Source organism: Pseudomonas sp. StFLB209 (assembly GCF_000829415.1).
Lineage (GTDB): Bacteria > Pseudomonadota > Gammaproteobacteria > Pseudomonadales > Pseudomonadaceae > Aquipseudomonas.
This window is the reverse complement of record NZ_AP014637.1, coordinates 5597295-5623985: the sequence shown is the minus strand read 5'-3', so window position 1 is coordinate 5623985 and position 26691 is coordinate 5597295. Positions and strand designations below refer to the sequence as shown.

Sequence of the window (26691 nt, the reverse complement as noted above, 5' to 3'; positions counted from 1 at the left end):
TGACTCCAGTGGGATGTGGCACAGGCGCGGCAACGGCGTGCCTGCGCAGGGTCAACCGGGTGCTTGCCGGTTGCCGGGCATAGGACGCAGGTGCCGTTGTTAGGTTCCATAAGGCCATCAAACTGCGCAGATTGTCCGTTAATCGACATTTGATGCCATTGTCGCGTTAGCCGGAACATCCAATCAGCGTTAAGGTGTGCAGGCTATTTTGCTCATAAGGACCTTTACCCATGGCCCGTTCGCGTTTCTTGCCGGACAACTTCACGCTCACGTTGCTTGCGGTGGTCGTCGCCGCCACCTTCCTGCCGGCCAGTGGCCAGGTTGCCGTGGCGTTCGACTGGATCACCAACATCGCCATCGCCCTGTTGTTCTTCCTGCACGGCGCCAAGCTGTCACGCGAAGCCATTCTGGCCGGTGCCGGCCACTGGCGCCTGCATTTGCTGGTGTTCTGCTGCACCTTCGTCCTGTTCCCGCTGCTCGGGCTGGCAATGAAGCCGGTTTTGCAACCGCTGGTGGGTACTGAGCTGTACTTGGGCTTTCTGTACCTCTGTGCGCTGCCGGCTACCGTGCAGTCGGCGATTGCCTTTACGTCCCTGGCACGGGGCAATATCCCGGCGGCCATTTGCAGTGCGGCAGCCTCCAGCCTGATCGGTATCTTCCTCACGCCGTTGCTGGTGGCCTTGCTGATGAACGTGCACGGTGACAGTGGCTCGACCCTGGAAGCGATCCGCAAGATCAGCCTGCAACTGCTGGCGCCGTTCATTGCCGGTCAGATCGCCCGGCGCTGGATCGGCAACTGGGTGGGGCGCAACAAGAACTGGCTCAAGTACGTCGACCAGAGCTCGATCCTGCTGGTGGTCTACTCGGCATTCAGTGCTGCCGTGATTGGCGGTTTGTGGCAACAGGTGCCGCCTGTGATGCTGCTCTGGGTGGTGTTGGGGTGCTGCGTACTGCTTGCCATCGCCCTGGGCATCACTGCGCTGCTGGGCAAATTGCTGGGCTTCAGTGTTGAAGACCGTATCACCATTTTGTTCTGCGGCTCGAAAAAGAGCCTGGCCACCGGCGTACCCATGGCCCAGGTACTGTTTGCCGGTAGCACGATCGGCTTGCTGATTCTGCCGGTGATGCTGTTCCACCAGATCCAGTTGATGGTCTGCGCCTGGCTGGCGCAGCGCTACGCACGTCGCCCTGAAGCGCCGCTGGTAGTGGCTGACAAGGTACCCGCAAGCGCGGTCAAGGGCTGACCTCACGCTTGACCTCCACGCCCTGCGCAGCGCTCAGTCCCGGGCGCTGCTCAGGGTGCCGCGCATCTGTGCGATCAATTCCAGCAGGATACCCTTGACGGCCTGGGCCGGCACCGACAGCGGCAGATGGCCTGACAGGCACAGGGTCAGCGGTGCTTCGATGCCGGGGTCGACGATGCGGCAAAGATGAACGTCCTGATGCTCACGGAGCGCGCGCGCCGCAGACTCCGGCAGGATGGTCGAGGCAAAGCATTCGCCCACTGCGCTGGCCAAGGTGGTGGCCGACTCCACTTCAGCGATCACCGTGGCACTCAGCCCGGCCTGGCTGAACGCCTCGTCGACCAGGCGGCGCATCACGTTGTAGGGGCGTGGCAGCAGCAGGTCCAGCCCGGCCACCGCTGCCAGTGGAATCTGCGGCAGGTCGGCAAAGCGCGCCTCACCGCTGACCAGGTACAACTGCTCGCGCAGCAGCGGGGCGAATGACAAGCCATGAATCTCGCGGCCGCCGTACAGCACGGCCATGTCCATGCGACCGTTCATGATCAGTTCGCTGAGGGTGGTGCCGAAGTTTTCGTTCAGGTACAGGGTGATGCCCGGATGCAGTTCGCGTACCCGGCGCATCAGCGGTACTGACAGGCTTGAGGCCGCGGTGCCAGGCGCCAGCCCGACCGAGACGTTGCCGCACAGGGCACGGCTGCTGGAGGTGACATCGCTCATGGCCTGGTCGCACTGACGCAGAATCAACTGAGCATGGGCGTAGAGCACCTTGCCGGCTTCGGTGGGCGTCACGCCGCGCTTGGTGCGAATCAGCAATTGCTGCTGCATCTCGGCCTCCAGCGTCACCAGTTGCTGGCTCAGGGCCGGCTGGGCGATGTGCAGAATGTCGGCGGCCTGGGTCATGCTGCCGATATCGACGATCTTCACGAAATATTTGAGGCGGCGCAGGTTCATCTCAGCAGTACTCGCGTATACGGTCCGGTACGCGTAGCAAGCAGCGGGCCAGCCCCTGAGGCGGTCATAAGCGCTGCCTATGGCACCCGGTGCGCCATTGTCGGGCGCCAGCGCGGGGCGTGCCCGTCAGCGTGCACAACGCTTGCCGCCTGACAGGCGGCTGCGGGCGGTCATAAGGCTGGCTTATCCGTACAGAGCGAACTCCTCTTTTGCCTCAGGCTCCGGGGTCCGTAACGTGGCCAGGTGACCGTTTTTTTGCCGCTGGCCCGAGTACTCGATGATCGCCGAACCTGCTGCCCTGACTTTTCGCCAAGCCCTGCTCGCCATGCTGGGGGTGTCGCTGGTGCTGATGCTCTCGGCACTGGATCAGACCGTGATTGGCAATGCCCTGCCGAGTATCGTCGCCCAGCTGCAGGGCTTTGAACTCTATGCCTGGGTTGCCACCGGCTACCTGCTGGCGTCCATCGTGACCATCCCGGTGTTTGGCCGCCTCGGCGACTATTTTGGCCGCAAACCGTTCGTGCTGGCGGCCACCGTCCTGTTTACCCTGGCTTCGCTGGTCTGTGCGCTGGCCCCGAGCATGCCGTGGCTGGTGGCCGGGCGAGTCATGCAGGGCATCGGTGGCGGCATGCTGGTGGGGACCGCGTTTGCCTGTGTGCCCGAGCTGTTCCCGGATACCGCACAGCGTCTGCGCTGGCAGATGCTGCTCAGTACGATGTTCAGCGTGATCAACTCGATCGGCCCGGGCCTGGGTGGCTACCTGACCGGGCAGTTCGGCTGGCGCTCGGTGTTCTGGCTGAACCTGCCGCTGGGCGCGCTAGCGCTGTTTTTTGCCTGGCGCTATCTGCCCTGGTACCGGCCACAGCGCAGCGCGCCGGTGCGTCTGGACTGGCTCGGGGCGCTGTTGGTGGTGCTCAGCCTGGGCGGCTTGCAACTGTTCGTCGAGCACCTGAGCAATGGCAGTGCGGCCACCAGCCTGGTCCTGGCAGCCATCACCCTGGCGGCCTGGCTGGGGCTGGTCTGGCAGCAGCGACGCTGCCCCAATCCGCTGCTGCCGGGAGCGTTGTTTGCCGACCGCAGCGTACGCCTGTTGTTTGTGCTGGCGGTGTTGGCCGGTGGGGTGATGTTTACCTTGCTGTTTTACCTGCCGCTGTTGCTGCAGGGCGGCTACGGCTACAGCCCGGTAGAGGCGGGGCTGCTGATCACCCCGCTGGCCCTGAGCATCACTCTGGGGGCCATCGTCAACAGCCGGCTGATGACCCGTCTGGCCAACCCCAACTGGCTGCCGCTGGGCGGTTTTACCGCGTTGTTGTGTGCCTGCGCCGCACTGGCCGCAGTGGGGCGCGAGGCCGGGTTCAATACCTTGCTGGGGCTGATTCTGCTGGCCGGCCTTGGCCTGGGTTTTGTATTTCTCAACCTCACGGTGTTCACCCAGACCCTCGCCGAGCGCCAATACCTGGGCATCGCCACGGCGCTGCAGCAGTCGCTGCGCCTGGTCGGCGGCCTGCTCGGTACTGCGCTGATGGCCTCGTTGGTCAACCTGCTCTACGCCCGCTACGTGCAGGTCGCCCTGCAGGCCAGCGGCGATCTGCACGCGCTGGCCCGGCTGGCCGATCCTCAGGTGTTGATGAGCGCGGCCGGCGAGTTGCCGATGGCTGAGCTGCAACTGGCCCGCCAGGCCCTGGTTCAGGCGCTGGGTAGCGGGCTGCTGGGCTGCGCCTTGTGCGCCTTGCTGGCTTTGCTGGTGATGAGCCGGCTGCCGGCGGTTGACCTTGGCGAGCGCCGCGCCCTGCGTTGAGTTACCCCATTATCGTTCTCGCCCAAGGAGTGAATCATGACCCTAACCGCGCAGGTCGTATCGACGCCTGCGGCCCATCTGCCCGAAGCGCTTGCCCGTGTTTCGATGATCGGTGCCCGGGCCTACCTGCTGGAGGCCCCAGGCGCGCTGGAACTTGAAACCCAGCGGCGTATCTGGGCCCTGGCGCAGTCATTGGAACAACGCGGTGATGTGCAAGCCACCATCGCTGGCATGACCAACCTGCTGGTGGTGTTCAGCGCCATACCCTTGCAGCCGCAAGCGGTGTTTGCCGAGTTGCAGCAGTTGTGGCGCGAGGCCGACCCGTTGCATCGCAGTGGCCGGTTGATCGAGGTGCCGGTGGTCTACGGCGGCGAGCACGCGATTGATCTGCCGGCGCTGTGTGACTTCAGTGGGCTGAGCGACGCCGAAGTGATTCGCCGCCATCACCAAGGCCAATACAGCGTGTTTGCCGTCGCCAGCGCGCCGGGCTTTGGTTATCTCGGGGGGCTGGACCCGGCCATCTACATGCCGCGCAAGAAGGTCCCGTCACTGAACATGCTCAAAGGCATGGTCACCATTGGCGGTATGCAGTCGGGCATTGCCGTGCTGGATGGCCCCAATGGCTGGAACTCGATCGGCTTTGCCCATACCCCGATGTTCGACCCCCAGGCCGCGCAACCTGCGTTGCTGGCCCCAGGTGACACCCTGCGTTTCGTGCCCGAGAGGATTGAACTGTGATCGAAGTGCTAACCACCGGCCCGCAAAATACCGTGCAGGACCTCGGGCGTTCGCTGTATCGCAATATTGGCGTGGCGATCAGCGGCGCCATGGACGGCCTGGCGTTGCGGGTCGGCAACCGCTTGCTGGGCAACCCCGACGGCCTGGCGGCGCTGGAGGTGCAGACCTTCCCGTTGCGAGTGCGATTTGGCGCCGATACCGCAATCGCGCTGACCGGTGCCGATGGTCAGGCGCAACTGGATGATCAACCGCTGTTGCCGTGGTGGGCGGTAACGGTCAAGGCCGGTCAGACCCTGAGTATCAGCTACCCGCGCAGCGGCGCGCGGGTCTACCTGTGTGTGGCCGGCGGCATCGATGTGCCGGAGCTGATGGGCTCGCGCAGCACCTCGTTGCGCGGCGGCTTTGGTGGCTTCGAAGGCCGCGTGTTGCAGGCCGGTGATGTGCTGGCAACAGGCGCCACGGCGGCCTTACCGCTGCCGGCAGGTGGGCTTGGCGTGCGGCCCCCCGTGCAGGCCATGGCCGAGGTCTTTGCCAGCGACCCGGATGGCACCGTGTTGCTGCGCGCTATACCCGCCGGTGAATATGGGTTGTTCGAGCGCGACCAGCAGCGTTTCTGGCGTCAGCCCTGGAAAATCTCGGCGCAGAGCAACCGCACCGGCTACCGCCTGAGCGGCGAGCCGATCGTGCCGCACGCCACCATGGAGATGCGCTCTTACGGGTTGGTGCCAGGCGTGGTGCAGGTGCCGCCGGGAGGCGAGCCGATCATCCAGCTCAGCGACGCCAACACCGCCGGCGGTTATCCGAAGATTGCCGGGGTCATCGACGCCGATCTGTGGCGACTCGGCCAGGCCGCCATCGGCAGTCGTATCCGGTTTGTCGAGGCGGGTCCCCAAGAGGCGATTGCCGCCGAGCAGGCCATCGAGGCTTATCTGGAGGATATGCAGCGGTTGCGGGCGATGCTCTGACGCCGTGCCGGTTGTCGGCAGCGTTTGGAAAGCACAAAAAACCGCCGATACCGGCGGTTTTTTTGTGCTTGCCGATCAGCGCAGGCCGGCGCAGAACTCGGCGATGCGGTCGCAGCCTTGCTCCAGCATGGCCTGGCTGGTGGCATAGGACAGCCGCACGAAGGGCGACAGGCCGTAGGCCGCGCCTTGTACCGTTGCTACGTGGTGCTCTTCCATCAGCGCCATGCAGAAGTCGGTGTCGTTGCCGATCTTGCGTCCGCCGCGGCTGGTGCGGCCAATAAATTCGGCGATGTTGGGGAACAGGTAGAACGCCCCTTCGGGCTTGTGGCAGCTCAGGCCCTGGATGTCGGCCAGGCGGCCCAGCACGTAGTCGCGACGTTGCTGGTAGACCCCGGCGCGCTCGTCCAGCAGCTCCTGTGGGCCGTTGAGCACTGCGGTGGCAGCGGCTTGGGTCAGGGTGCAGACGCCGCCGCTGTTTTGCGTGTTGACGTTACTTACGGCGCGAATCAGTTCTTGCGGGCCGCCACAGTAGCCCATCCGCCAGCCAGTCATGGCATAGGCCTTGGACACGCCGTTGACGGTCAGGGTGCGTTCATACAGGCGCGGCTCGACAGCGGCGATGGTGCAGAACTCGAAGCCGTCGTAGATCAAGTGCTCGTACATGTCGTCGGTCATGATCCACACCTCGGGGTGGTGCAGCATGACCTCGGCGATGGCGGCCATTTCGGCGCGCGAGCAGGCGGAGCCGGTGGGGTTGCTTGGGTAGTTGAGTAGCAGCCATTTGGTGCGTGGGGTGATGGCGGCGTTGAGGTCTTCAGGCTGCAGTTTGAAGTTGTTGGCTTGGCTGCACGGCACCGGCACCGGTACCCCACCGGCGAACTTGACGATGTCGGCGTAGCTGATCCACGCCGGGGTCGGGATCACCACTTCATCGCCGGGGTTGAGGGTGGCGAGCATGGCATTGAAGATCACCTGCTTGCCGCCCCCGGCGACGAGGATCTGGTTCGGCTCATAGGTCAGTTGGTTATCACGCTGGAACTTGCGCTGGATGGCCATTTTCAGCGCCGGGGTCCCTTCGATGGCCGGGTATTTGGTGTCACCGGCCAGCGCGGCGGCATGGGCGGCCGCAATGGCGTGGGGCGGGGTGGGGAAGTCCGGCTCGCCCGACGACAGGCTGATGACCTTGACGCCCTGGGCGGTGAGTTCACGGGCTTTCTGGGTCATGGCGACAGAGGCGGACACAGAGACGTTTTTCAAACGATCGGCAAAAGTGGGCATGGGCGGCTTCTTGAGGGGGTTAACGGGCAAGGCACAGCATAAGAGCGGCCTGTCGGCAGGCTCCAATAGCGCTTTGTTGTCGGGTCATAAGATTTCTGGATGGCTGTGTGCAGGTCGCCAACAGCAAACACCCCCGGCCTTGCGCCGGGGTGTCGGAGCTGGGCGGGGTTATTCCAGGGCCTGGAACTGCATGTCGGCGAGCTTCTGCACGCGCTCTTCACGGACCATGTTGTACTCGGTGGCCGGGCCGATCCATTTGCTCCAGATCTGGTCGATCTCGCCGGCCTTGTCCATGGCGTACAACGCATCGTTGACCTTGGCCAGCAGCGCCGGCTCTTCGAGCTTCATGCCCACGCCCACCGGCTCCAGGGCCATCGGCTCGGCAACGATGCCCAGGTCGACCCCGCCGGCCTTGGCCTGGCTCACCAGTTTTTTCGCCGACATGGTGTTGGTCACCACGCCCAGCACCTTGTTCTGCTGCACCGCCAGGTAGGCGGAGCCGGTGTCTTGGAAGGTCACCGGTACCGCGTCGGCCAGGCGAATCGATTGCTCCGAGGTCGAACCCTTGGTGGCGCTGATGCGCTTGCCGGCAAAGTACGAACGCGGCTTGTCAGCCAGCGGCGCCTTGACCACCAGCACTTCCTTGGCCACGTAGTAGGGGTCGGAGTACTGGATCTGCTGGGCGCGGGTCTTGGTGTAGGCCAGGTTGGCAATCACCACATCCACGCGGCCCATCTTCACCTCAGGCACCCGGGCTTCACCCGACAGCGGCTTGAGCTCCAGTTTGACGCCCAGGTGTTTGGCCAGCGCAGTGCACAGGTCGACATCCATGCCTTCCAGTGCACGGCTTTGCGGGTTGGGCGAGGCAAAGGGCGGCACGTCGGAGTACACGCCACAGCTGATCGACTGTTTGGCCTGGATATCGGCCCATTGGTCGGCGTGGGCGGTGGCGGCCAGCAGGGGGAGCAACATCAGGGCCAACGGGGCTTGTTTGATACGCATCGCAATGATCCTCGAATAAGACAATGGCCGGCAGTGGGGGTAGGGCGTGGTCGCTCTGTGGCGACTCGATGAACTCAGTGAGCGCGCAAGTCGCTGATAAAACGCTGCGCCCGTGGATGTTGCGGTTTGCTGAAAAACACCTCGGGGGTGGCGCGCTCCAGGATCTGGCCGGCGTCCATGAACCAGATGGTGTCGGCGACCTCGCGGGCGAAGTTCATCTCGTGGGTCACGCACATCATGGTCATGCCGTCCTTGGCCAGGCCGCGCATGACCTGCAGCACTTCACCGACCATTTCCGGGTCCAGCGCGCTGGTCGGCTCGTCGAACAGCATCACCGGCGGCTCCATGGCCAGCGCCCGGGCGATCGCCACCCGTTGCTGCTGGCCGCCGGACAACTGGCCCGGATAACTGCCGGCCTTGTGCGCCATACCGACCCGGTCGAGCAGTTGCATGGCCCGCTGTCTGGCGGCTGCACCCTTGAGGCCCTTGACCTTGGTCGGGGCGAGGATGATGTTGTCGAGCACCGACAGGTGCGGGAACAGGTTGAAGCTCTGGAACACAAAACCGATGCGGCTGCGCAGCCGGTTGAGGTTGGCGTCGGTGCCATGGATGTCGTGGCCTTCGAACAGAATCTGGCCGCTCTGGATGGCTTCCAGGCGGTTGACGGTGCGGATCAGCGTCGACTTGCCCGACCCGGACGGGCCGCACACCACCACCACTTCACCCTGGCGGATTTCGGCGTTGATGGTGGTCAGCGCGCGGTACTCGCCGTACCACTTGTCGACATTGGCAAACATGATCAGTGGTTTCATGGCGATTATCTCGAAGCTTGGGAAGAAGGCAGCGCAGTGCTGAGCGCGGCGCCGGGTGTCTGGCCACGGTCGCCCTGGCGCTTGCGTTCGATGCGTCGCTCCACATGGGTGGCCAGGCGGGTCAGGCTGTAGCACAGGCAGTAGTAGGTGACCGCCAGAATCGCGTAGACCTGGAACGGCTTGGTCAGTAATTGGTTGTTGATCTGGTTGGCGGCGAAGGTCATCTCCTGCACGTTGATCATGTAGCCCAGGGTGGTTTCCTTGATGATCGACACGAATTGGCTGATCAGGCTGGGCAAGGCGTTGTACAGCGCCTGTGGCAGGATCACCCAGCCCAGCGTGCGGAAATAGCCCATGCCCAGGGCCCGCGAAGCTTCGAACTGGCCCTTTGGCAGGCCTTCGATCCCGGCGCGCACGATCTCCGCCAGGTAGGCGCTCTGGTAGATCACCAGGGTGCACAGCATGGTGGCGAAGCCGCTGATGTTGTGGCCGATCAGCAAGGGCACCAGAAAGTAGGTCCAGAAGATCACCATGATCAGCGGGATGCCGCGCAGCACGTAAACCCACACGGTGGCCGGCGCACGCAGCCAGGCGAACGGCGAGATGCGTGCGATGGCCAGCACGATGCCCAGCGGAAACGCCAGCAGCAGGGCCAGCGCCGAGAGCATCAGGGTATTGACCAGGCCGCCGATCGGGCCGTGCGGGTACTGGCCGATGAGCAGTAGTTCCCAGTGCTCGTGAACGATTTTGAATACCTCGAACATGCCGGATTACCTCGCCTTGGCCAGATCGAAACGCCGCGCGATCAGCGCGCCGATACCCATTAGCAACAGCGACACCGCCAGGTAGCCCAGGGTGGCGACCAGGAAGGATTCGAAGGTGCGGAAGGTGTAGTTCTCGACCTCGCGGGTCGCGTAGGTCAGTTCAACGACGCCGATGGCCATGGCCAGGCTGGTGTTCTTGAACAGCAGTACGGTGTGGTTGATCAGCGAGGGCAGGGCGTTGCGCACCCCTTGCGGCAGGATCACGTAGCGCATCGAGCGCAGGTAGCCCATGCCCAGTGCACGAGCCGCTTCATTCTGGCCGTCTGGAATGGCGCGCAGTCCGGCGCGCAGGTCTTCACAGAAGTACGCTGCCTGGCACAGGCCCAGGGCAATCACCGCAAAGATGAACTCGGTGCTGAAATTGGCCAGCCACAGTTGGGTTGATTCAGGCAGCAGGGTCGGCACGCCGAAGTACCAGAGCATCAGTTGCACCAGGGTCGGCACGTTGCGGTGGTACGACACGTAGCCGGCCACCAGGCGTTCGGGCAGCGCCTTGCCGGTCAGGCGGATCACTACCAGTACAAACGCCAGCGACATCGCCAGCAACCAGGCATACAGCATCAACTGCAGGGTCATGGCCGCGCCCTTGAGCAGCAGCTCGGCGTACTCGCCCGTCAGGATTGGCCCCAGGTCGAAGTCTTTCATCATAAAGGTCACCCAGTCGGGTCCGGGGCAGTAAGCGAATTCTTCACCGGTGGGGTGGCGGCTCACTCAAGGTGGCCGCTCTTGTCCGGTAATGGCGCGGGTTTCAGTGCTGCGGGCGGGTGGTTTGCAGGCCGCCTGGTACTTGCAGCGTTGGGGTGATTTCCATGTGCCCGACGTTCATCGCAACCGGTGCGGCAATGGCGAAGGCAATCGCCCCGGCAATGTCCTCGGCCACCGGTAACTCGAAGCCGTCAATGAACCTGGCGCGGGTTTCGGCGGCGTTGCCGTGCACGTGTTCGAAGATGTCGGTGGCGACCCGGCCGGGGCAGATCTCGGTGACCCGCACGCGCTTGCCGAACAGGTCGATGCGCAGGTTGCGCGACAGCATGCTCACGGCGGCCTTGGTGGCGTGGTAGGTGCTGTTGCCGCCGAAATTGTAGGCCGCCGCAATCGAGCTGATGTTGATCACATGGCCCCGGTCACGCTCGGCCATGCCCGGCACCAGCAGGCGGGTCAAGTGCAGTACGGCGCGCAGGTTGACGTCGATCAGCGCGTCGATACCCTCGGCGGTCGCATTGAGAATCGAGCCGGGCCGGTCGACACCGGCGTTGTTGACCAGAATATCGATCTGCAGGCCTTCGACAGTGCGGGTTAGCGCATCCAGGTCGGCGACGTCCACGGCGTGGACGACACAGCCGGTGCGCTCGGCCAGTTCGGCCAGTTTGTCGGCACTGCGGGCCAGTGCATGCACCTTGATACCTTCGCGGCTCAGGCGCTCGACCGTGGCGGCGCCGATGCCGGAAGATGCGCCGGTGACCAGCGCAGTGGTGTAGTCGGAAAATGGCATGGCCGGTTCCTCATCGAATAATTGTCTGGGTCACTGCCAATGGGCATGCAGTGACTGTAAGGAGCTGCTGAAACGGGCGCCAAGAGGGTTTGGCTGTTGGGTGATAAGGCTTTCTTATCGTTACCGGCCTGTCACGCCATCAGGTGCGAAATCGGGGCAATCACCCCGCCGGCATGCTCGATTTCGGTGCGGATGCTGCGCGCCAGCTCAAGGGCGTTGGCGGTGTCGCCGTGCAGCAGGATCGAACAGGCCGGGACCTCAATGATTTCACCGGTGTAACAGGTGACGGTGCCTTGCTGGAGAAATTGCCGGACCCGTTCGCGCACGCGCTGCGGGTCCTTGATCACCGCGTCGGGCAGGGCGCGGGGCACCAGCAGGCCGTCCTTGTCGCAGGCGCGGTCGGCCAGAAAGGTCAGTGCAAGGCGCAGGCCATGGCGGTCGGCGGCCTGTTGCATGGCCGCGCTGGTCGAGGAACTGACGATCAGCTCGCGGTCGAAGGCGGCCACTGTGCCCAGCAGGGCGTCGGCCAGCGCCGCGTCGGCGGCCACCCGGTTGCCCAGTGCGCCGTGGAAACTCATGTGGGTCATCCGGTGCCCGGCAACCCTGGCCATGCCCGCCAGGGCGGCCAATTGGTAGGTCACCCAGGTTTGCAATTCAGCAGTGTCGACCTGGATCGGCCGGCGACCGAAGCCGAGCAGGTCGGGGTAGCCGACGTGGGCTCCCAGGTCGATGCCTGCGGCCAGCGCCCGGCGCGCGGTCTTGTCCATGATCAGCGGGTCGCCGGCGTGAAAGCCGCAGGCGACATTGGCGGACGAGATGATCTCCATCAGGGCATCGTCTTCGCCCATTGTCCAGGGGCCGAAGCCTTCGCCCAGGTCTGCATTCAAGTCGATTTTCATGAAGTCACTCTCCCGCCAGGGCGAGCACCGGGGTGGCGTATTCCACCCGCTCGCCATCTTCGATCAGGTAATCGCCGGCAATGCCGGCGTGCTGTACGGTCACCGGCAGCAACAGGCTGCCGACCGCGATCACGCCGACGGTGTCGCCGACGTTCACGGTTTGTCCGGGCGTCACCAGTGGCTGCTCGCGGGCCGGATGACGGGCGTGGAAGTGCCCGCACAGGGTCGCCATGGCGGCCACTTCAGGCTTGGCTGCAGCCGCTATCGGCGCAGCGGCTGGCGCGTCGCTGATGGGCGGTTTGGCGGCCAGGGCCGGTTGGCTGGCCGGGCGTACCAGACGCAACTCGAAACCGTCTTGCTTGAACTCCAGGCTGCTCAGCCCGGCCTGGCTCATCCAGCCGGCCAGTTGGCGGATTGTCTCAATACGCATTTCAGCTCTCCGCCTGGCGTGTGCTCAGCCAGCGCTCCAGGTGATGAATGTCCACGCTACCGGCGACAAAGGCGTTGTCGGTGAGGATCTGCCGGTGCAGCGGCAGGTTGGTGCTGATGCCCTCGACCGCAAACTGCGCCAGGGCGGTACGCATGCGGGCCAGCGCCTGTTCGCGGGTGGCGCCGTGGGTAATGACCTTGGCGATCATCGAGTCGTAGTAGGGCGGCACCTTGTCGCCTGCGCACACATGCGAGTCGATACGCACGCCGATACCCCCCGGCAGGTCCCAGCGGGTCACCGTGCCGGGGGTCGGGATGAAGGTTTGCGGGTCTTCGGCGTTGATCCGGCATTCCAGAGCGTGCCCCTGGGTGACGATGTCGGATTGGCGCAGGCTGAGCACTTCACCCATGGCCACGCGCAGTTGCTGTTCGACGATGTCGATGCCGGTGGTCATCTCGGTGACCGGGTGCTCGACTTGCAGGCGGGTGTTCATCTCGATGAAAAAGAACTCGCCGTCTTCATAGAGAAACTCGAAGGTGCCCACACCCTGATAGCCGATCAGGCGGCAGGCTTCAACGCAGCGCTGGCCCACCTGCGCCAGTGCCTGGGCATCGATACCCGGTGCCGGTGCCTCTTCCAGCACCTTCTGGTGACGACGTTGCAGCGAGCAGTCGCGGCTGCCCAGCCACACACCGTTACCGTGGCGGTCGCACAACACCTGGATCTCGACATGGCGGGGGTGGCCGAGAAATTTCTCCATGTACAGCTCGGGGTTGCCAAAGGCGCGGCGGGCTTCTTCGCGGGTCAGGCTGACGGCAGGCAGCAGCTCGGCGGCACTGTGCACCACACGCATGCCCCGGCCACCACCGCCGCCGGCAGCCTTGATGATCACCGGGTAGCCGATCTCCAGGGCAATCGCTTCAATGCGCTCGCGCTCCTCGGGCAGCGCCCCTTGTGGGCCGGGTACGCAGGGTACGCCGGCCTCAAGCATGGCGCGTTTGGCCGCCACCTTGTCGCCCATGCGCCGGATGCACGCGGCGTCCGGGCCGATGAAGGTCAGGCCGGCATCGCTCACGGCCTGGCTGAAGGCGGCGTTCTCCGACAAAAAGCCATAGCCCGGATGCACGGCCTGGGCACCACTGGCCAGCGCGGCATAAATAACAGCCCGACTGTCCAGATAGCTTTGTCCGGGGGCCGCAGGACCGATGCACAGCGCCTGGTCGGCATGTTGCAGATAGGCCGCGCCGGCATCGCCTTGGGAGTAGACCATCACGGTCTTCAGGCCCAGTTGATGACAGGCGCGCTGAATGCGCAGGGCGATTTCGCCCCGGTTGGCGATCAGAACGGTATCGAACATGTCGGTTACCCCGCCTTGGCGATGTGAAACAGCGGCTGGCCGCGTTCGACTTCCGTGCCGGACTGCCCCAGCACCGTTTTAACCGTGCCGGCCGCCGGCGCGCTGACCTGATGGAACATTTTCATGGCCTCGACAATGCACAGGGTCTGGCCGGCGCTGACGGTATCGCCCGGCTGAACGAACGCCGGTTCATCAGGCGAGGGCGTCAGGTGCAGCACGCCATACAGGGGCGAGCGCACCTCTTCGTGGGTGGCGGCGATGGGGGGCTGCGGCGTGGCCTCAGTGCCCGAGCAGGCGCTCGGGGCCTGGGTGGGTTGAGGGGCGGCGGTGGATGAGTGCAGTGGCGCGCTGCGGGTTTCAGCCCGGCGGCCGTGGCGCGCCAGGTGCAGGTGGCTGCCGCCTTCGCTGAGGCTCAGTTCGGTCAGGTCTGACGCACCAATAAGGTCGATCAGGTCTTTGATACGGTGTTGATCCATCGTTGGGCCCTTTGGCGGCTGGCGCAAAAATGCAGGAATGACGCCACTCTATCCAGCGCGCAGCGGGCAGGGCCAAGAGGCTTTGCAGGTGGGGTGATAAGCACGACTTATGACATTCGCGGTTTTCGGGTCATAAGTGTTTCCTATCCAATCAGAAGAACTTTGTCTTAACGCTGCCCAGCGCTGCCTGAGTAGCGTGTAAATACCGCTGACAAGCCAGGACCAACCGGCAACTTACCTATTACATAACAGGCGGATATTTCCACTTTGCTGCGTTCGCGCAGCCTGCCAGTACAAACTTCTTATAATGGGGCGGGGAGTCCACGATGAAAAAATATTCGTTGGGTCTATTGGCATTATGTATTGCACAACAAAGCCAGGCAGCAGGGTTTATCGACGACAGTCACGCCACGTTGTTGGTGCGCAACTTTTTCAGCCAGGTCGATAATCGCGATGGTGCGGCCGATCCCAACTACACCCAGGAATGGGGGCAGGGCTTCGTGCTCAACTACAGCTCCGGTTTTACCGAAGGGCCGATCGGTTTTGGTCTTGATGCGGTGGGCATGCTCGGCATTCGTCTGGACTCGGGCAAGGGCCGTCATTACAACCCCACCAGCAGTGCCAGCAACGGCAATATTTTCCCCACCGACAGCGACGGCCGGGCGGTGGACGACTTCGCCAGCCTGGGCCCGACGCTCAAGGCGCGCATCGGTAAGACCGAGTTTCGCTACGGTACGTTGCAGCCCCGCCTGCCGATTCTGATCGCCAGTGATCGCCTGGTGTTTCAGACCTTCAATGGCTTTCAGGTGGAGTCGAAAGACATCGACAAACTGACCCTCACAGCAGGGCGCATCGACCATGTCAAGGAACGTGGTTCGACCGACTGGGAAGGGCTGTCGATCGCCGGCTCCAACGCCACCGTCGACCCGGTCAATCCCGGTATCAACACTGCCCGCAGCACCCATGTAAACCAGTTTCTGTATGCCGGTGGTACTTATAAAGCGACACCGGATCTGAGCCTGCAGTATTACTTCGCGCAACTGGAAGATTTTTATAATCAGCACTTTCTCGGTGCCGTTTATACCGTGCCGCTGGGGCCGGGTCGTTTGACCACCGATATTCGTCATTACAATAACAGCTCGTCCGGCGCCAATGGCAATGACCCGGATTACTACAGCAGCGGTTATTACGGTAATGGTCGCACCCGTGGTGAAGTTGACAGCCGCTTGAGCAGTATCTTGTTCACCTACGCACTGGGCGGTCATCTGTTTGGTGCCGGTTATCAGCAGGTCAACGGTGACAGCGATGCGGTGTGGGTCAACGAAGGGGCCGGCACCACCAGTAACTTCATCACCGAAACCATGTCGGGCAAGTTCCAGCGGGCCGGCGAGCGTTCCTGGCAAGTGCGCTATGCCTATGACTTCTCCGGGTTGGGCGTGCCGGGGCTGACGTTCCGTACGACCTACTACAATGGCGATCACATCAAGACCGCCACCGGCGACAGGCAGGAATGGGCCCGCGACGCAACCCTGGGCTACGTGGTACAGAGCGGCCCGGCCAAGGGGCTGAACACCCAACTGCGTTATGGCGTGTTTCGCACCGACATGCAGCGTGACACCGATGAGTATCGGGTGATCATCGATTATCCGGTCAACCTGTTCTGACCCATTCCGCTTGCCGCAAGGCTAACGTGTGCCGGCCAGCCCGGCCCGAAACGCGCCCGGTCCGATGCCGTAGGCGCGTTTGAACTGGCGGGTCAGGTGGCTCTGGTCGGCAAAGCCCAGTTCGGCCGCCACCACCGCTGGCAGCGCGCCGCTTCTGAGCAGGTTCAGTGCACCGGCCAGGCGTTGCTGCATCAGCCAATGGTGCGGGCTGACGCCGGTGGTGGCGCTGAACACCCTGGCAAAGTGAAACGGCGACAGGTTGACCTCTGCGGCCAGCGCTTGCAGCGACGGCGGATTGGCCAGGCGGGCCAGCAACAGCTCTTGGGCACGGCGCACTGCCAGCGGCTCCTTGCCAGGCTGCAAGGCCGAACCGAGGCGGGCATGGCGCTTGAACAAGCTGTACACCGCTTCGCGCCACAGCGTTTGCAATTGCAGGGCGCTGGCCTGCTGTTCAGCCAGCCGATGAACCTGCAAAAACGCCGCAGCCACCTCGGTGTCCATCACAACGCTCGATGCAAACCCCGCCGTGCCAGGGCAGGCAATGTCCAGCTCCGCGAGGATCCCGGCCAGTTGCACCTGCTGCGGGTAGAAGCCCCGATAGCGCCAGCCCTGTTCATGGGCGGTGGCGCCGGTATGGGTTTCATCCGGGTTGATCAGCACCATACCGCCGGTGCTCACCAGGTGGTCAGCGCCACGATGCCTGAACCGCTGGGCCCCGGACTCGATGACCGTGAAGACGAAGCTGTCATGCACATGGGGGGCGAATTTCTGCTGCACATACTGCGCGCGCAGCAGCTCGACCCCGCCCAGTACCGGGGATTGCCAGAAGCGTGTCTGTTCAGCGTTTAGCGTCATACAGATCCTGTCAGCCCAGCCAGCGCAGCAAGTAAAACACGCCCATGCTCAACACCACGCTGGTCAGTACCCGGCGTGTGCAGAGCATGCAGATGATCGCGCACAGGCTGCCGACAAGGTACGGGTTGAACAGCGACAGGTCCAGTTGCTGGCCGGGCATGAAAATCAGTGGGCCGCAGATCGCAGTGAGCATCCCCGGGACCGCGAAACCGAGAAAGTCGCGAGTGTGTTTGCCCAGCCGCAGCGGCAGGCGCGGTTCAAGAAACACATAGCGGTTGAAGAACACAATCGCACCCATGCCCATAATCACCACCCAGATCATGGCTGACGCTCCGTCGTGTCCTGCATCAGGCATTTGACGCTGAAGCCGGCCAGCATCCCGGCCAGCCCCGACAGCACCAGTGCCGATTGCCAGCCCAGCCAGGAAAACCACACCGAACACATCAGCGACACCGCCACGCAGACCACCACCGGCACCGATTTGACCAAGGGGGTGACCAGCGCGACAAAGGTCGCGGCAATCGAAAACTCCAGGCCCAGCGACTCAAGGTCTGGAATGCTGCGGCCCAGCAGCAGGCCAATCAGGGTGAAGATGTTCCACGCCACGTAGAAGGTAAAACCCGCCCCGAGGGCATACCAGCGGTCAAAGGCCACGCTGCGTGGCTGGCTGTTGAGGGCAAAGAACTCATCGGTTAGCAGAAAGCCCAGGCCCAGTCGCCAGCGTGGCGACAGGGGGGCGATGCTCGGGCGCATATGCAGGGCGTACAGCAGATGCTGCGAGGTGAGCAGCAGGGTGGTGATCAGGATCGACAGCAAGCTGGCGCCGCTCTTGATCATGCCGATCGCCACCAGTTGCGCCGCGCCGGCAAACACAATCAGCGAGAAGCTCTGGCCTTGCAGCGGGCTGAAACCGGCACCGATGGCCAGCGAGCCGACCAGCAAACCCCAGGGGGCGCAGGCAAACGACAGTGGCAGCACCGCCATCGCGCCTTTGTAGAACGCCCGGTTGGCGTTGCAATCAACCAGCATCGTATTCAACACGTGTATCACAACCTTCAAAGCGGGCGGGGCAGCGATGGTGCTATAGAGCTCACGGCGCTGTCTTGAACGATCTTGCGGTGCTGTTCAGATGTTCAGCAGGTCAGTCACCGGCAAGCGATTGGTGGTTTTCAGCTCGCGCAGCGACAGGTTCGAACGGATGCTGGTCACCCCCGGCAATTTGCGCAGCACCTTTTCGACGAAGCGGCTGTAGTGGTCCAGGTCACGGGCCACCACCTGCAACAGAAAGTCCGCTTCGCCGGTGGTGTTGTGGCAGGCCAGCACCTGCGGGGCCGACTCAATGATTTTTTCGAACTGCGCGGTGGTTTCTTCGCTGTGGTCGGCGCAGGAAATCTGCACGAAGGCCATGACGCCGAGGCCGAGTTTCTTGCGATTGAGGATTGCCTGATAACCCTCGATCACGCCGCTGTCTTCAAGGCGCTTCTGCTTGCGCCAGCACGAGGCTTCGCTCATTGCCAACTGCTCGGCGAGTTTGACGTTCGATAATCGACCATCACGTTGCAGGCGGTCAGTGATTGCAAGATCCAGCTTGTCGAGGGGGTTCAGCATGGAGAGTCTCTTCATTTTTGCCTGGTTGACTGAAGGCTATTTTCAGTTGGGCGCGATCGTCAACGGTAATCTGAAAAGTAATTTCAGGCCGTTTGGTCATAATTCTTCGCATCGTCATGACCTGTCACCCGCTTGAGGAATTGCCATGAAAGCTGTTGTCTATGAAGCCTTTAACGCCGCCCCGCGGCTGATGACGGTCGATGACCCGACGCCTGAGGCGCACGGTGTCGTGGTGCAAGTGCTCGGCACGGGGGTATGCCGCAGCGACTGGCACGGCTGGAAGGGCCACGACCCGGATATCCAGTTGCCGCACATCCCCGGCCACGAGCTGGCCGGTGTCATCGCGGCAGTGGGCCGGCACGTGACCCGCTGGAAAGTCGGTGATCGCGTCACTGTGCCGTTCGTGGGCGGCTGCGGCGCGTGCCCGGAGTGCAACAGCGGCAACCAGCAAGTGTGTTACAGCCAGTTCCAGCCGGGCTTCACCCACTGGGGGTCGTTTGCCGAATATGTCGGCATTCATCAGGCCGACCTGAACCTGGTGGCGCTGCCAGAGAGCATGGATTTCGCCACCGCAGCCAGCCTTGGCTGCCGGTTCGTCACTTCGTTTCGCGCGGTGGTCGATCAGGGCAAGGTCAGCGCCGGGCAATGGGTCGCGGTGCATGGCTGTGGTGGGGTGGGGCTGTCGGCGGTGATGATTGCCCACGCCATTGGTGCCAACGTGATTGCCATCGATATTGCCGACCACAAACTGGCCCTGGCGCGTTCGCTGGGGGCGGTGGCCACGGTCAATGCCCGGCAGGTGGCCAACGTCACCGAAGCGGTGCAGGAAATCAGTGGCGGCGGTGTGCATGTGTCACTCGACGCGCTCGGCCACCCAACCACCTGTTTCAACTCCATCAACAACCTGCGCCGCCGCGGCAAGCACGTGCAGGTCGGGCTGATGCTCGCCGATCACAGCACGCCGGCTATCCCGATGAGCAATGTGATCGCCCATGAGCTGGAAATCTATGGCAGCCACGGCATGCAGGCGCACCGCTACGGCGCGATTCTCGACATGATCAACTCCGGCAAACTGGCCCCCGAAAAACTGGTGGGCAAGACCATCAGCCTGGAGCAGTCGATTGATGCGCTGGTCAATATGGACCGCTTTGAAACTGCCGGGGTGACGGTGGTGACGCAGTTCTGATCATTACGGGCGTCACCGACCGATGCATGCCAGGGCAGGTCAAGTTCAGCTATGGGGTCATTAAGAAATATTAATGGCAGATTTCTGTTCGCTATCGGCTATGGTCGCTTGGTAGAGTGATGTCACTCTGATATTCGTGATCTTTTCTCCCCTGACGCCCAGCCGAGTCCTGCGAATGAAAAAACCTCTTGCCCTCTCGACCCGCATCGGCCTCGGTTTCGGCGCGATTGTCTCGCTGCTGCTGATGATTACCGCGGTGGGGATTCAGCGCGTTGGCTACATCGACAGCACCCTGGCCAATGTCAGCGACAACGCCGCAATGGTGCAGCGTTATGCAATCAATTTCCGGGGCAGCGTGCACGATCGGGCGATTGCCATCCGCGATGCGGTGCTGGTCGATAACAACCAGAGTCTGGAGCTGCATCTGGCCGAAATCAGCCGTCTGGAAAAGGCCTACGCTGACGCTGCAGTCAGCATGGATCAGTTGTTCAGCACCCGCGACGTGACCCCGGAGGAGCGCAAGCTGCTGGCGGCGATCAAGGACATCGAACAGCAGACCCAGGCCTCGGCCAAGACCCTGATCGAGCTGCGTCGCAGCGGTGATATCGCCGCCAGTCAGGCGCTGTTGCTGCAACGCACTGCTGGCCTGTACAGCGAGTGGCTCAAGCGCGTCAACGCGCTGATCGACTCGGAAGAAGTGTTGATCAGGGCCAAGCTCAACGACGTGCAGGACACCGCCAGTTCGTTTCGTGGCCTGATGCTGCTGGCCAGCGGTGTGGCGTTGTTGCTGAGTATTCTGCTGGCCCGGCAGATCATCGGCTTTGTGACTTCGACCCTCGGCGCCGAGCCGACCGAAGTGGCGCAAGCGATCGAGCGCCTGGCGGCCGGTGATTTGCAGCAAAACCTGACCACCCGGCACCCGGCCAGCGTCATGGGCGTGCTCAAGTCTGCGCTGGCGCGTTTGTCGCAGACCATTACCCAGGTGCGTGCCGCCGCCCATGAGGTCAGCCATGCCTCGGCGCAACTGACCGCCACCTCGGCACAGAACAACGAACACATCAGCCGCCAGACCCGCGAAGCCGAGCAGATTGCCACCGCCATCACGCAAATGGCCTCGACCGTCAATGAAGTCTCTGGCTACGCCGTGCAGGCCGCCAGTGCGACCAAACAGGCGGACGTCGGGGTGGAGAGCGGTAACCGTCTGGTGACTGACACGTCGCAATCGATCGAGCAATTGGCAGTCACCCTGACCCAGACCACCGACACAGTCGAGCAGGTGTCGCGCGACAGTGAAAACATTGAGTCGGTGATTGAGGTGATCAACTCGATTGCCGCGCAGACCAACCTGCTGGCCCTCAACGCTGCGATTGAAGCGGCGCGGGCTGGCGAGCACGGTCGCGGCTTTGCGGTGGTGGCCGATGAAGTGCGCTCGCTGGCCAACCGCACCCAGCAGTCGACCCAGGAAATCCGTGAAATGATCAGCACCCTGCAAAGTGGCACCGAGGCCGCCGCGCAGAACATGCGCAACAGCTGCGAACTGGCCACCCGCACCGTGGAGCAGACCCGCAACGCCCAGGCGGCGCTGGCCAAAGTGAGCCATGAGGTAGGCGCGATCAACGACATGAACGCGCAGATCGCCAGTGCGGCGGTACAACAAAGCAGCGTCGCCGAGGACGTTTCAAAGAACATCAGCCGTATTCACGAACTGACCGTCCACACCGCCAGCGGCTCGTCGCAAGTGGCCTCGGCCAGCAGCGAACTGGCCGAACTGGCCAGCCGCCTGAGCGAGAAGGTCGCGATGTTCAAGGTGGGCTAGGTCGGGGCATTACCTAGTAGGAGCCGCTTTAGCTGCAATACTGTTCGTTTAGGCGCTATATACCTCTGTGGGAGCTACCTTGGTAGCGAAGACGGCGGCACATTCACAGCAGATGTAGTGTTTTTACCGGCCTCTTCGCGAGCAGAGCTCGCTCCCACAAGGGCATAGTGTTGGCTTTGGCTGCGAAAGGTTTCTGACGCTGAATCTTCGCGGCTAAAGCAGCTCCTGCGGGTGTCTGCGATCACGCAGGCTTGCACAGCTTGTGGGCTATTGCATCAAATTCCCGGTCAAAACTGGCCCGTTCTCCTGCACTGAGAAACCCCTGTTGCTTGACGAAGCCTTCGGTCTGCGCACGCACTGACTCAATGCGTTTGGTCAGCTTCGCCGCCTGGTCCTGAGTAATGTGCCGGGCCTTGCGCGAAGCACCGATGTCGGCCACCAGCACATTGGCGCGTTCCGAGATATGTGCGTGGCCGACATCTTTTACCGAGCCACCGGTTTCCCCAGGCAAGGCGCGTTGCTCGGCCAGGTTGCAGCTGGGCAGGTCCAGCGCGGGTGGGGCGGCCAGCGCAGCGCTGCTCAGACAGGCCAATAATACGGCGCTCAAACACTTCATCAGGGCCTCCACAAAGGCAGTCGGGTCGCCCTGATAAGACGGTCAAAGGCTCATCGGGTTCAACGAGTGCCCGGCGGCTTGCCCTTGCCGCGCGCAGTTTTCTGCGCGGTCGAGTCGTGCTGCGTGCCGGTCGAGCCGTCCGGACGCAGGGCGTCGTTGTCGCGTTCGGCTTCGCCGGTATGTTCAGGTTGCTTGGAATCCTGACGCGGTTCCCGGGGAGTGTTGTTCATGTGGCCTCCGAAATACTGCTGTTGCCGCTCACAGAACAGAAGGCCATCGCGCCGTGGCAGAGGTTCAACCGACTGATCGCCCGGCGGATAAATGGTCTGCCGTATGCGCCGTGTTACTTGGCTGATACAGCCAGGTGCCGTTAAGCGCCCGTTTGGCGGACGGGTTGAACTGCTATCGCCTTTGTGCCTCGAACAACCAAGCGAGGGCTGGCCCGATGTGCACTGATTGCTTGTCAGCAGCCCGTGCTGGCGCCCGATGTCGTGTCCTGGCTCATCAGCCAGCCGCCTCGTGGCTGGCGGAGTATTCAGACAGGGGCCAGGGCCTCGCGGGAGCAGATATGAAGTACCGAACCGGGCTGAAGTGGGCATTGACCGCACTCGCATGCGGCGTGCTCAGCGCACAGGCCGCCGAGACCCGGCGTGTGGATGTGCTGTTGGTGGGTGGCGGGATCATGAGTTCGACCCTGGCTGTGTGGCTCAATGAGCTGGAGCCGGGCTGGTCGATGGAAATGGTCGAGCGCCTCGACAAGGTTGCCGAGGAAAGCTCCAATGGCTGGAACAACGCCGGCACCGGGCATTCGGCGTTGGCCGAGCTGAATTACACGCCTGAAAAGGACGGCAAGATCGACATCACCAAGGCGGTGGAGATCAACGAATCGTTCCAGATCACCCGGCAGTTCCTGGCCTGGCAGGTCAGGCAGGGCGTGTTGAAGAACCCGCGTTCATTCATCAACAGCACGCCGCACATGAGTTTCGTGTGGGGTGACGACAATATCCGTTTTCTCAAGAAACGCTACGAGGCGCTGCAAGCCAGCCCGCTGTTCCGGCCCATGCAGTATTCCGAAGACCCGGCGCAGATTCGCCAGTGGGTGCCGCTGATGATGGAAGGCCGCGACCCGAGCCAGAAGCTGGCTGCGACCTGGACGCCGATCGGCACCGACGTCAACTTCGGTGAAATCACCCGCCAGTATGTGGGCTATCTGCAGAGCCGACCCAACTTCGACCTGAAGCTGTCGACCGAAGTGCGTGACATCACCCGCAACGCCGATGGCTCCTGGCACGTGGAGTACAAAAACCTCAAGGACGGTACTAGCGGTGCCACCGACGCGAAGTTTTTGTTCGTCGGGGCAGGCGGTGCAGCCTTGCCGCTGTTGCAAGCGTCCGGTATCGAAGAAGCCAAAGCCTATGCCGGCTTCCCGGTGGGCGGCTCGTTTCTGGTTACCGAGAACCCGACCATCGCCCAGCAGCACATGGCCAAGGCCTACGGCATCGCCGCCACCGGCGCACCGCCGATGTCGGTGCCACACCTTGACACCCGCGTGCTGGACGGTAAACGGATGATCCTGTTCGGACCCTTTGCGACCTTTTCCACCAAGTTTCTCAAGCAAGGTTCACTGTTCGACCTGGTCGGCAGCATGAACCTGCACAACACCTGGCCGATGGTGCGGGTCGGCGTGCGTGAGTTTGACCTGGTGCAATACCTGATCGGCCAGGTCATCCAGTCCGACGATGATCGCTTTGCCGCGTTGCAAACCTACTTCCCGCAAGCGAAAAAGGAAGACTGGCGGCTGTGGCAGGCTGGCCAGCGGGTGCAGATCATCAAGCAGGATCAAGACCAGGGCGGGGTGCTCAAACTCGGCACCGAAGTGGTGGTCTCGGCTGACCGCAGCATCGCCGGCCTGCTGGGCGCCTCGCCTGGGGCCTCCACCGCACCGCCGATCATGCTCGACCTGCTGGGCAAAGTGTTCAAGGACCAGCTCGCCACCCCGGCCTGGCAGGGCAAGATCAGACAGATTATCCCCTCGTATGGTTTTCACCTGAACGACCGTCCCGATGAGGTGCAAAAGACCTGGGCCTACACCAACGAGGTCTTGCAACTGGCCCCGGCACCGGGCATCGACACGCGCCAGGATCCACGCAATCCGGACGATATCGACCCGTTGGGGCAGAACAATCAGGACAGCGATCCGGATTTGAAGCCTTGAGGGTGTTCAACCTGTAGGAGCGACCTTGGTCGCGAAGGCGCCGTGACATTCACAACAGAGGCTGTGACCTTACCGGCCTCTTCGCGAGCAACCGGAGCGCTGGCCGGCTCTTCCCACCGAGGCATAAAGCACCTAAACGAACAGTATTGGCTTTAGCCGCGAAAGCTTCGCAGCTGAAGCAGCTCCTGCAAGAATCGGCCGTTGTTACACCGGCACCGTCAGCCCCACCTTGACCTTGTCCAGCACGATCAAGGTGCGGTAGGTGTGAATATCCTCATTCCCGGCAAAATGCGTCTGCACCAGTTGATCGAAATGCGCGATGTCCCGGGCCAGCATGACGATGATGAACGACACCCCGCCGCTGACGAAATAGCACTGCTGCACCTCACTTACCCCGGCGAAGTAGCGTTTGGCGCGGTTCATCACCACGGCGCGGTCGTCGCACAGGCGTGACTCGACAATCGCGGTGATCTGCTGGCCGACGCTCTCCGGGGCGATCACGGCGGTGTTGCTGACAATCACGCCGCTGTCTTCCAGTTGCGCGATGCGCCGTTGCACTGCCGGGGTCGACAGGCCGATGGCTTCGGCAATCGCGCGTTGGGAGGTCTTGTTGTCCTGTTGCAGCATGCGCAGGATTGCCTGATCGAAGCTGTCCAGCGCACGCTTGGGTGATTCATTCATTTTTACGGCCCAAATCAAGCAATTCACTCGTCCTGCGCAGCGATATACAGCAAACCGCCCGCACGGCAAAGCCTAGAATCCTGCCACGCACTTGGGCTGGAGTTTTCCGTGAACCTGCAAAGCACTTCCATTCTTGCCGCCATGCTGGGGATCATTTCGGTCCAGACCGGCGCGGCGGTGGGCAAATCCATTTTCACTCTGGTCGGTCCGGAAGGTGTCGCGGCACTGCGTCTGGGCATCTCGGCGCTGGTCATGCTGGTGCTGCTGCGGCCCTGGCGGATCTGGCAACCCGCCAACCTGCCGGGCCTGATCGGCTACGGGGTGATGATGGGCGCGATGAACCTGCTGATCTACCGCGCCATGCTCTACATTCCGGTGGGCGTGGCGGTGTCCATCGAAGTGGTCGGGCCGCTGGCGGTGGCCTTGCTGGCGTCGCGGCGACGGATCGATTTACTCTGGATTGGCCTGTCGCTGCTCGGCCTGGTGTTGCTGCCTTGGGGCAGTGGCCAGCAAGGGCTCGACCCGCGCGGTGTTGCCTATGCTCTGGGCGCGGCGGCGGCCTGGGGGTTGTATGTGAAGTTTGGCACCCGGGTGGCCATCCACGGCAAGCAGGCGGTGGCTTCGGGCATGCTGGTGGCGGCTTTATTTGGCGCGCCGCTGGGCGTGGTGCAGGCGGGCGAGCAGCTATTGCAACCTTGGGTATTGGCGATTGGCCTGAGTGTGGCGCTGTTGTCGAGCATGGTGCCGTACCTGCTGGACATGTACGCCATGCGTCATTTACCCGCGCAGGTGTTCGGCATTCTGCTCAGTGCCTCACCGGCCATGGCCGCGCTGGCCGGCTGGCTGGTGCTGGGCGAAGCCTTGAGCCTGTTGCAGTGTGCCGGAGTGGCGGCGATTGCCGCGGCCTGTGCGGGAGCGGCGCTGGTCGGGCGCAGGCAGTGAATAGTGTGGTTACGGCTTGGTGCTGGTCTGTAGTCTTTATAGCCCTGATACTGTGCTGGCATTGTTATGCAATGCTCAGGGATCAATAACGATAAGGCGGGAAAATGTCCGAATTCAAACTGCACTGCTTTGCCCTATCAGGCAACGCTTATAAGGTCGCGCTGTTTCTGGCGCTGTCCCGGCAGACCTGGCAACCGGTGTTCGTCGACTTTCTCAACGGCCAGACCCGCACCCGGCAGTGGCGCGATACGGTCAACGAACAGGGCGAAGTCCCGGTACTGGAGCATCAGGGCAAAAGTCTTACCCAGTCGGCGCTGATTCTCGACTACCTGGCCGATTACACCGGCCAGTTTGGCGGCCGCACGGCGGAAGAAAAACAGGAAATCTGGCGCTGGATGCTTTTCGACAATCACAAGTTCACCAGCTACTACGCCACGCTGCGCTTTTTGTATGGCATCCAGAAAACCGGTGACACCGAAGTGACGCGCTTTCTGCGTGACCGCGCTGCGGCGGCCTATCAGGTGGTCGATACCCACCTGAGCAAGACACCATGGCTGGTCGGCGAGCGTATGACCATCGCTGACCTGTCACTGGCCGGTTATGTGTTCATGCCTGAAGAAACCGGGCTGTCGATGGAGGCCTATCCGCATATCCAGGCCTGGAAAAAGCGCATTCAGGAGCTGCCGGGCTGGCAGCATCCATATGAGCTGATGCCGGGGCCGACCGGCCTCTGAGGCGGGCGGTGAGGGTCGGCCATCAGGACCTGCAGGAGCCGCTTTAGCGGCGAATTAGCGGCTGAAGCTTCGCGGATGAATCCGCGCCTGCAGGTCCCATGGTTGCCA

General features: G+C 62.8%; 28 protein-coding genes. 10 read left to right on the top strand and 18 right to left on the bottom strand.

Going from position 1 to position 26691, the window contains the following annotated elements; genetic code table 11:
* The first annotated feature begins 230 nt into the window (after window positions 1-230).
* Window positions 231-1244, top strand: a complete 1014-nt coding sequence (locus PSCI_RS25050; RefSeq protein ID WP_045492209.1) for a bile acid:sodium symporter family protein — start codon at window positions 231-233, stop codon at window positions 1242-1244.
* Window positions 1245-1277: 33 nt separating this feature from the next.
* Here the strand turns inward: PSCI_RS25050 and nac are convergent, their stop codons facing one another.
* Complete coding sequence (gene nac / locus PSCI_RS25045; protein ID WP_045492208.1) at window positions 1278-2195, bottom strand: nitrogen assimilation transcriptional regulator NAC; 918 nt, start codon at window positions 2193-2195, stop codon at window positions 1278-1280.
* Window positions 2196-2472: 277 nt separating this feature from the next.
* Between nac and PSCI_RS25040 the strand changes: the two genes are divergently transcribed.
* Genes PSCI_RS25040 through PSCI_RS25030 form a run of 3 tightly spaced genes read left to right on the top strand, consistent with a single transcriptional unit; the run spans window position 2473 to window position 5696 of the window.
* On the top strand, window positions 2473-3993 hold the full coding sequence (locus PSCI_RS25040; RefSeq protein WP_045492206.1) for an MFS transporter: 1521 nt from the start codon (window positions 2473-2475) through the stop codon (window positions 3991-3993).
* Window positions 3994-4029: 36 nt separating this feature from the next.
* Window positions 4030-4731 (top strand): 5-oxoprolinase subunit PxpB, encoded by a 702-nt coding sequence (gene pxpB, locus PSCI_RS25035; RefSeq protein WP_045492205.1) that lies wholly within the window; start codon window positions 4030-4032, stop codon window positions 4729-4731.
* A complete protein-coding gene (locus PSCI_RS25030; RefSeq protein WP_045492203.1) occupies window positions 4728-5696 on the top strand; it encodes a biotin-dependent carboxyltransferase family protein in 969 nt (322 codons plus the stop codon). The genes pxpB and PSCI_RS25030 overlap by 4 nt, the downstream gene beginning before the upstream one ends.
* Window positions 5697-5771: 75 nt before the next feature.
* Here the strand turns inward: PSCI_RS25030 and PSCI_RS25025 are convergent, their stop codons facing one another.
* The 10 genes from PSCI_RS25025 to accB form a co-directional block, all read right to left on the bottom strand.
* Window positions 5772-6974: a pyridoxal phosphate-dependent aminotransferase gene (locus PSCI_RS25025; protein ID WP_045492201.1), complete on the bottom strand. Its 1203-nt coding sequence runs from the start codon at window positions 6972-6974 to the stop codon at window positions 5772-5774.
* 168 nt (window positions 6975-7142) lie between these two features.
* Window positions 7143-7976, bottom strand: a complete 834-nt coding sequence (locus tag PSCI_RS25020) for a transporter substrate-binding domain-containing protein (RefSeq protein ID WP_045492198.1) — start codon at window positions 7974-7976, stop codon at window positions 7143-7145.
* 74 nt (window positions 7977-8050) lie between these two features.
* Window positions 8051-8779, bottom strand: coding sequence for an amino acid ABC transporter ATP-binding protein (locus tag PSCI_RS25015; protein WP_045494904.1), 729 nt, complete (start codon window positions 8777-8779; stop codon window positions 8051-8053).
* A gap of 14 nt (window positions 8780-8793) precedes the next feature.
* Window positions 8794-9552, bottom strand: coding sequence for an amino acid ABC transporter permease (locus PSCI_RS25010; RefSeq protein ID WP_045492196.1), 759 nt, complete (start codon window positions 9550-9552; stop codon window positions 8794-8796).
* A 6-nt stretch (window positions 9553-9558) separates the two neighbouring features.
* Complete coding sequence (locus PSCI_RS25005; RefSeq protein ID WP_045494901.1) at window positions 9559-10260, bottom strand: amino acid ABC transporter permease; 702 nt, start codon at window positions 10258-10260, stop codon at window positions 9559-9561.
* Window positions 10261-10360: 100 nt separating this feature from the next.
* A complete protein-coding gene (locus tag PSCI_RS25000; protein ID WP_045492194.1) occupies window positions 10361-11104 on the bottom strand; it encodes an SDR family oxidoreductase in 744 nt (247 codons plus the stop codon).
* A 131-nt stretch (window positions 11105-11235) separates the two neighbouring features.
* On the bottom strand, window positions 11236-12003 hold the full coding sequence (locus tag PSCI_RS24995) for a LamB/YcsF family protein (protein WP_045492192.1): 768 nt from the start codon (window positions 12001-12003) through the stop codon (window positions 11236-11238).
* Window positions 12004-12007: 4 nt separating this feature from the next.
* Window positions 12008-12433, bottom strand: coding sequence for an acetyl-CoA carboxylase biotin carboxyl carrier protein (locus PSCI_RS24985; RefSeq protein ID WP_052483519.1), 426 nt, complete (start codon window positions 12431-12433; stop codon window positions 12008-12010).
* 1 nt (window position 12434) lies between these two features.
* A complete protein-coding gene (gene accC / locus PSCI_RS24980) occupies window positions 12435-13790 on the bottom strand; it encodes an acetyl-CoA carboxylase biotin carboxylase subunit (RefSeq protein WP_045492190.1) in 1356 nt (451 codons plus the stop codon).
* Window positions 13791-13795: 5 nt separating this feature from the next.
* Window positions 13796-14266, bottom strand: a complete 471-nt coding sequence (gene accB / locus PSCI_RS24975; RefSeq protein WP_045492189.1) for an acetyl-CoA carboxylase biotin carboxyl carrier protein — start codon at window positions 14264-14266, stop codon at window positions 13796-13798.
* 326 nt (window positions 14267-14592) lie between these two features.
* Between accB and PSCI_RS24970 the strand changes: the two genes are divergently transcribed.
* Entirely contained in the window at window positions 14593-15930 is a 1338-nt protein-coding gene (locus PSCI_RS24970; RefSeq protein ID WP_045492187.1) for an OprD family porin, read from the top strand.
* 21 nt (window positions 15931-15951) lie between these two features.
* On the opposite strand, the gene PSCI_RS24965 is transcribed toward PSCI_RS24970, so the two are convergent.
* The 4 genes from PSCI_RS24965 to PSCI_RS24950 form a co-directional block, all read right to left on the bottom strand.
* Window positions 15952-16785, bottom strand: a complete 834-nt coding sequence (locus tag PSCI_RS24965) for an AraC family transcriptional regulator (RefSeq protein WP_045492185.1) — start codon at window positions 16783-16785, stop codon at window positions 15952-15954.
* A gap of 10 nt (window positions 16786-16795) precedes the next feature.
* On the bottom strand, window positions 16796-17107 hold the full coding sequence (locus tag PSCI_RS24960; protein ID WP_045492183.1) for an AzlD domain-containing protein: 312 nt from the start codon (window positions 17105-17107) through the stop codon (window positions 16796-16798).
* Entirely contained in the window at window positions 17104-17814 is a 711-nt protein-coding gene (locus PSCI_RS24955) for an AzlC family ABC transporter permease (RefSeq protein ID WP_045492182.1), read from the bottom strand. The genes PSCI_RS24960 and PSCI_RS24955 overlap by 4 nt, the downstream gene beginning before the upstream one ends.
* A gap of 96 nt (window positions 17815-17910) precedes the next feature.
* Window positions 17911-18393 (bottom strand): Lrp/AsnC family transcriptional regulator, encoded by a 483-nt coding sequence (locus PSCI_RS24950; RefSeq protein ID WP_045492180.1) that lies wholly within the window; start codon window positions 18391-18393, stop codon window positions 17911-17913.
* Window positions 18394-18538: 145 nt separating this feature from the next.
* Here PSCI_RS24950 and PSCI_RS24945 point away from each other — a divergent pair, with 145 nt between their 5' ends.
* Entirely contained in the window at window positions 18539-19579 is a 1041-nt protein-coding gene (locus PSCI_RS24945; RefSeq protein ID WP_045492178.1) for a zinc-dependent alcohol dehydrogenase family protein, read from the top strand.
* Window positions 19580-19754: 175 nt separating this feature from the next.
* Window positions 19755-21395: a methyl-accepting chemotaxis protein gene (locus PSCI_RS24940; protein WP_045492176.1), complete on the top strand. Its 1641-nt coding sequence runs from the start codon at window positions 19755-19757 to the stop codon at window positions 21393-21395.
* A 241-nt stretch (window positions 21396-21636) separates the two neighbouring features.
* On the opposite strand, the gene PSCI_RS24935 is transcribed toward PSCI_RS24940, so the two are convergent.
* Together PSCI_RS24935 and PSCI_RS29590 are read right to left on the bottom strand one after the other, a co-directional pair.
* Window positions 21637-22011: a hypothetical protein gene (locus PSCI_RS24935; RefSeq protein WP_052483517.1), complete on the bottom strand. Its 375-nt coding sequence runs from the start codon at window positions 22009-22011 to the stop codon at window positions 21637-21639.
* 59 nt (window positions 22012-22070) lie between these two features.
* Complete coding sequence (locus PSCI_RS29590) at window positions 22071-22241, bottom strand: hypothetical protein (protein ID WP_173426702.1); 171 nt, start codon at window positions 22239-22241, stop codon at window positions 22071-22073.
* Window positions 22242-22579: 338 nt separating this feature from the next.
* On the opposite strand from PSCI_RS29590, the gene mqo reads away from it, so the two are divergent.
* Window positions 22580-24226: a malate dehydrogenase (quinone) gene (mqo, locus tag PSCI_RS24930; RefSeq protein WP_045492171.1), complete on the top strand. Its 1647-nt coding sequence runs from the start codon at window positions 22580-22582 to the stop codon at window positions 24224-24226.
* Between the two features lie 204 nt (window positions 24227-24430).
* On the opposite strand, the gene PSCI_RS24925 is transcribed toward mqo, so the two are convergent.
* Complete coding sequence (locus tag PSCI_RS24925; protein ID WP_045492169.1) at window positions 24431-24907, bottom strand: Lrp/AsnC family transcriptional regulator; 477 nt, start codon at window positions 24905-24907, stop codon at window positions 24431-24433.
* Between the two features lie 108 nt (window positions 24908-25015).
* Here PSCI_RS24925 and PSCI_RS24920 point away from each other — a divergent pair, with 108 nt between their 5' ends.
* Window positions 25016-25849 (top strand): EamA family transporter, encoded by an 834-nt coding sequence (locus tag PSCI_RS24920; RefSeq protein WP_231906507.1) that lies wholly within the window; start codon window positions 25016-25018, stop codon window positions 25847-25849.
* Between the two features lie 104 nt (window positions 25850-25953).
* A complete protein-coding gene (locus PSCI_RS24915) occupies window positions 25954-26583 on the top strand; it encodes a glutathione S-transferase family protein (RefSeq protein WP_045492167.1) in 630 nt (209 codons plus the stop codon).
* Window positions 26584-26691: the final 108 nt, after the last annotated feature.